At 43.7% G+C, this 5,204-nt stretch carries 4 protein-coding genes; 2 read left to right on the top strand and 2 right to left on the bottom strand.

Features of this window, described 5'->3' with window-relative positions; genetic code table 11:
- The first annotated feature begins 141 nt into the window (after positions 1 to 141).
- The gene (hemH, locus tag CAG68_RS02350; protein WP_017819956.1) at positions 142 to 1,104 is read left to right on the top strand and encodes a ferrochelatase; all 963 of its coding nucleotides are present in this window, start codon (positions 142 to 144) and stop codon (positions 1,102 to 1,104) included.
- A gap of 49 nt (positions 1,105 to 1,153) precedes the next feature.
- On the opposite strand, the gene CAG68_RS02355 is transcribed toward hemH, so the two are convergent.
- Positions 1,154 to 2,542, bottom strand: a complete 1,389-nt coding sequence (locus CAG68_RS02355) for a peptide MFS transporter (RefSeq protein ID WP_005382097.1) — start codon at positions 2,540 to 2,542, stop codon at positions 1,154 to 1,156.
- 333 nt (positions 2,543 to 2,875) lie between these two features.
- Here CAG68_RS02355 and rfaH point away from each other — a divergent pair, with 333 nt between their 5' ends.
- Positions 2,876 to 3,376, top strand: a complete 501-nt coding sequence (gene rfaH / locus CAG68_RS02360) for a transcription/translation regulatory transformer protein RfaH (protein WP_005382098.1) — start codon at positions 2,876 to 2,878, stop codon at positions 3,374 to 3,376.
- A 115-nt stretch (positions 3,377 to 3,491) separates the two neighbouring features.
- On the opposite strand, the gene asnB is transcribed toward rfaH, so the two are convergent.
- Positions 3,492 to 5,156: an asparagine synthase B gene (gene asnB, locus CAG68_RS02365; RefSeq protein ID WP_005384979.1), complete on the bottom strand. Its 1,665-nt coding sequence runs from the start codon at positions 5,154 to 5,156 to the stop codon at positions 3,492 to 3,494.
- Between the last annotated feature and the right edge of the window lie 48 nt (positions 5,157 to 5,204).

Below are 5,204 nucleotides of genomic sequence, written 5' to 3' on the forward strand. Positions count from 1 at the left end.
TTGATATATTGAAAGCGGCCCAAGTGGTCGCTTTTTTTAGTTTACTCGTAAACATATATCTAATTAACTTCAGCTCGGCTATTCGTTACTTCGAGGTTACTTAAATATATGAACCAAGCCGTTTACCATGAATAGGATGTTATGAAAGAGAATAATAAACAGGGTGTACTCCTAGTTAACCTGGGAACTCCTGACGCACCAACCGCTCCTGCCGTAAAGCGCTTTTTAAGTCAGTTTCTTCATGATCACCGAGTGGTAGACATGACTCGATGGCTTTGGTGTCCACTATTGCACGGCGTTATCCTTCCTATCCGAGCTCCTAAAGTTGCCAAACTCTATCAATCAGTATGGATGGAAGAGGGCTCGCCGTTGATGGTGTACTCTAAACGCCAAACGGAAAAGTTAGCACAAAAGCTTGATATACCTGTAGAGCTTGGTATGACGTATGGTAACCCAAGTTTGCAATCAGGCTTTGAAGCCCTATTGGCGCAAGGCGTTGATGAAGTCATTGTTTTACCTTTGTATCCGCAATACTCGGGCACAACAACGGCAGCGGTTTCTGACGGAATCACTAAAGCATTTAAAAACCTGCCGGTGATGCCAGGCTTTAGCTTTATTCGTGATTATTACAATCACCCGAAATATATTGAAGCGTTAGCGCATTCAGTTCGTGAACATTGGCAAAAGAATGGTCAGGGAGATTATCTGCTGTGTTCTTATCATGGTATTCCAAAACGCTATGCTGACAATGGTGATGTTTACCCACAGCATTGTGAAGAGACGACTCGCTTGCTTGGGGAAGCGTTAGGTTTAAGCGAACAACAAATTGGCATGACGTATCAGTCCCGATTTGGGAGAGAAGAGTGGCTTCAACCTTATACCGATAAGACCCTAGAGGCACTTCCTGCAAAGGGTGTGAAAAATATTAATGTTGTGACCCCTGCATTTTCGTCAGATTGTTTAGAGACGTTGGAAGAGATCTCGGAAGAGTGTAAAGAGATTTTCCTTGAAGCTGGTGGCGAAAACTTTACCTACATCCCTTGTTTGAACGATAGTGAACTTCATATCGAGATGATGGTTGAGTTAGTTCAATCTAAACTTTAGATACAAAAAAGGGTCGCAATAGCGACCCTTTCTACGTTTAGTTGAGCGATCAAGCAACTTGTACTTGCTGCTCTTCTACTTGCTCTGCCGTGCTGTGCGTATTTTCAGCGCCATGCATCCAGCGAACGAGTGTATTAGAGAATAGGAGCAAAATTACGCCACTTACGGTTGCGCTGACCGCAATACCACTAAAGATAGCCATAGCGCCTAACTCGCCTACGTGAGAGCCCACATAGCCCGCAACATAGTTAGCAATCGCATTACAGCCAAACCATGCACCCATCATAAGTGAAGCTAAGCGAAGCGGTGCTAATTTAGTCACCAATGAAAGACCAATTGGTGATAAACACAGCTCGCCTAATGTGTGGAAGAAGAAAGCGCCGACCAACCATAACATCGATGTTTTTACTGTTGTATCTCCACCTTGTTCTAGCACTGCGCCAACCATACAAAGGAAACCAATCGCCAAGAAAAATAGTGCCATCGCAAATTTCACTGGCGAAGTAGGTTCACGTTTACCCAATTTTACCCAAAGGACAGCCAGAACTGGCGCTAGAGTAATAATGAAAAATGGGTTTAGTGATTGGAACCACGCAGCAGGAACTTCGAAACCACCAATCATGCGATCAGTATATTGTTGAGTGTAGATGTTCATCAGACCACCAGCTTGTTCAAAGCCTGCCCAGAAGACAATAGTGAATAAGCTCATGACCAGAATTACTTTTAGTCGATTCACTTCTTCTTTGGTGAGTGGCTGCTTCGTGGTGGCGTTTTTGTTGTTTAGATCTCGTTTCGCCGCTGGTTCGCGACCAATATCACCAAGCCATGATTGAGCCAGTACCATTTGCATCACTAGGCTAACCAGCATACCCACACCAGCGGCAACAAAGCCTGCTTTCCAACCGTAAGAGGTTGTCACAGAGCCAGAAACGACGCCGGCAAGTAATGCACCTAAGTTGATACCCATATAAAAGATAGTGAATGCACCGTCACGACGGTTGTCACCTTCTTGATAAAGGTCGCCAACCATGGTTGAGATATTTGGCTTAAAGAGACCGTTACCAGTGATAAGTAAACCAAGGCCTAAATAGAAACTGTGTAGCGAACCAATACCTAAAGCATCAGCAGGAAGTGCAAGAGTAAACTGGCCGATGGCCATTAACGCGCCACCAAGCAAAATTGAGCGACGTTGACCTAAATAGTTATCTGCTAGGTATCCACCGATAAGAGGCGTGATATACACAAGCCCTGTGTATATGCCGTATAGGTCTAATGCGTCTTTGGTTGACCAGCCAAGGCCGCCATTCATTGTTGTATCAGTAAGGTAAAGCACGAGAATGGCACGCATTGCGTAGTAAGAAAAGCGTTCCCACAGTTCTGTACCGAACAATAAGAACAGGCCACGTGGATGACCAAAATATTGATGTTGGTTTGACATAAGCTCTTCTAATAATAGTTATTACATTTTTTAACGACTTCTACGTATACAATGCAATTCAACGAGTGACAAATGATAAAATTTTGCCATTCAACTATTTTTGTTTGTTAAGTGGCTGTTTTTGGTTGGATTTGCGGAGTATATGATGGTGTATTGGTTGTGTTACAAACTTAATTTCCATTTTTGCCTATGGACTTCTTTGTCGTAAGTTGCTGAAAAATTTCGTTAATGCGAGCGATGTATAATCATACTTTTATAGATAAACTGAATATCAATGACTCAACTTTGGCTTAATGCTAGGATAAAAACAAAATAGAATTGGCTAGTAAAAAGATGAAACGTTGGTATCTACTTTATTGTAAACGTGGGGAGCAGGTTAGGGCGAAACAACACCTTGAAAACCAAGGTGTAGAGTGCTTTTATCCAACTGTAGAAGTTGAGAAGATTTTGCGCGGTAAAAGACAAAAAGTCGAGGAACCACTGTTTCCTTGTTACGTATTCGCTTACTTTGATTATGAGCAAGGGCCAAACTTCACCTCAGTCCGCTCTACTCGAGGTGTTGTTGACTTTGTGCGTTTTGGTGCTCAACCGAAAGAAGTTCAAGGTGACTTGGTCTTCGAATTGATGCAGCTAGAAAAGTGTTGTAATGACAATACCGTTTCTGAATGCATGCCAAAACCAGGCGATCAAATTAGAGTTAAAAGCGGTCAATTTGCGGGCATAGATGCCATCTTCCAAGAACAAGATGGTGAGAAACGCTCAATTATGCTAGTTCAGATGATCACCAAGCGTGTGCCTGTCAGCATAGACAATAGTGATTTAGATTTAAAATAGCCTAATTCCATCAAACATAAAAAGAGGTGCAAAAGCACCTCTTTTTGATCGTATCTAATTTTTTGTCTGTTTTAAAAGGGTTGGACGAACCAACCCTTATCTTTATCGTAGAGAATTAGTATGAATCGTTGTGAACGGTCTGTACTGCACGACCTGATGGGTCAACACAGTTTTGGAACGATTCATCCCATTCAATCGCCTTCGCTGAAGAACACGCTACTGAAGGGCCTCCTGGTACACACTCTGCTGCTGATGGAAGTGGGAATAACTCTTCAAAGATTTCACGGTACACGTAGCCTTCTTTTGTCGTTGGCGTGTTGTATGGGAATCGATATTGAGCTGTTTCCATCTGCTGGTCTGTCACTTTCTGTTCCGCTACTTCTTTCAGCGTATCGATCCAGCTGTAGCCAACGCCATCAGAGAATTGCTCTTTTTGACGCCATGCGATCGATTCTGGCAGGTAGTGCTCGAAGCACTCACGAAGGATGTGTTTCTCCATTTTACCGTTGCCACACATCTTGTCTGCTGGGTTCAAGCGCATTGCTACATCTATGAACTCTTTATCTAGGAAAGGTACGCGTCCTTCAACTCCCCATGCTGCCAGCGACTTGTTAGCACGAGCACAGTCGAACATGTTCAGAGCAAGCAGTTTACGCACTGTCTCCTCGTGGAACTCTTTCGCGTTTGGCGCCTTGTGGAAGTAAAGGTAGCCACCAAAGATTTCGTCAGCGCCCTCACCAGACAATACCATCTTGATACCCATCGCTTTGATCTTACGACCCATTAAGAACATAGGTGTTGATGCGCGGATAGTCGTCACGTCATACGTTTCAATGTGGTAAATCACGTCACGAATCGCGTCCAAACCTTCTTGAATCGTGTACGTCATTTCGTGGTGAACGGTACCAATTTGGTCGGCAACTTCGCGAGCTGCTTTCAGGTCAGGCGCGCCTTCTAGGCCAACAGCAAAAGAGTGCAGTTGAGGCCACCAAGCTTCAGACTTTTCATCATCTTCAATACGCATCGCTGCAAAGCGTTTTGCTACCGCAGATGTAATAGAAGAATCTAGACCACCTGAAAGAAGCACACCGTAAGGCACGTCAGTCATTAGTTGGCGTTTAACAGCCGCTTCTAGCGCTTCCGTCAATTCTTCTTTGCTAGTGCTGTTACCTTGTACTGCTGCGTACTCGTTCCAGTCACGAACATAGTAACGTGTTGGCTCAGTATCTTTAGAGCTGTAGTAGCTACCAGGAGGGAATTCACTTACTGTTTTACATACTGGAACAAGAGCCTTCATCTCTGATGCCACATAGTAGTTACCATGCTCATCGTGACCTTGATAAAGAGGGATAATACCAATATGGTCACGTCCGACTAAATACTCATCTTTTTCTTCGTCGTAGAGCACAAAAGCGAAAATACCGTTTAGTTCTTCAAGGAGATCTGCACCCATATCTTGGTAAAGTGCAAGAATGACTTCACAGTCTGAATCGGTTTGAAATTCGTACTTTCCTTCGTAACGAGCACGAATTTCTTTATGGTTGTAGATTTCACCATTGACGGCAAGGATGAGCTTCTTATCAGGGCTGTATAGCGGCTGTGCACCACTATTTAGACCAACAATCGCCAAGCGCTCGTGTGCTAAAATAGCACGCTCTGAAGAGTAAATCCCAGACCAGTCTGGGCCACGGTGACGAAGTTTTTTCGACATCTCTAATGCGATAGGGCGCAATGCGGCTGCATCGCTTTTAATGTCTAAAATGCCAAATACTGAACACATACTACATCCTTACTAAACTAAACAATTTCTAATCGGTATGGTTTAAAT

It is taken from the genome of Vibrio sp. V42_P2S4T144 (assembly GCF_009904715.1).
Taxonomy (GTDB): domain Bacteria; phylum Pseudomonadota; class Gammaproteobacteria; order Enterobacterales; family Vibrionaceae; genus Vibrio; species Vibrio alginolyticus.

Bases quoted from the DNA above. Each gene is read 5' to 3' on its own strand.
- CAG68_RS02355 (WP_005382097.1), bottom strand. From the start codon at position 2,542: ATGTCAAACCAACATCAATATTTTGGTCATCCACGTGGCCTGTTCTTA.
- hemH (WP_017819956.1), top strand. From the start codon at position 142: ATGAAAGAGAATAATAAACAGGGTGTACTCCTAGTTAACCTGGGAACT.
- asnB (WP_005384979.1), bottom strand. From the start codon at position 5,156: ATGTGTTCAGTATTTGGCATTTTAGACATTAAAAGCGATGCAGCCGCA.
- rfaH (WP_005382098.1), top strand. From the start codon at position 2,876: ATGAAACGTTGGTATCTACTTTATTGTAAACGTGGGGAGCAGGTTAGG.